Source organism: Endothiovibrio diazotrophicus (assembly GCF_054657215.1).
Genome location: NZ_BAAHXB010000357.1, coordinates 1 through 294, shown reverse-complemented (window position 1 = coordinate 294; position 294 = coordinate 1). Strand labels below are relative to the sequence as shown.

Below are 294 nucleotides of genomic sequence, written 5' to 3'. Positions count from 1 at the left end.
GAGTTGGCAGGCGATCTCCCCCGCCTGTTCGGCGCACTGGGCGGCCGACGGCTGGCCGTCCACCCGCAGCGCAGTCTCCGCGGCCTGGACGCCGCTCCCCTCGTCCTCGGCGAACAGGCGCAGCGGGGGGTTCGCCTCGGCCACCACCGCCCCCGAGACGGGGCTTCGCCACGCCGCCCGTGGGGGGATCACGTCGGCGTAGGCGGCCAGCGCCGCCGCCGATTCCGGCGCCGATGGCGCTCCCGCGCGGCGCACCGTCTGCCGCGTCCCCTGCGGGGTGACCTTCTCCACGCC

The 294-nt window shown here is 77.9% G+C and carries 1 protein-coding gene; it reads right to left on the bottom strand.

The genetic code is table 11. The features are described from left to right. Nucleotides 1-294, bottom strand: a 294-nt coding sequence (locus tag ACYQ2W_RS26800) for a hypothetical protein (RefSeq protein ID WP_459874196.1), incomplete at both ends; no start/stop codon positions are given.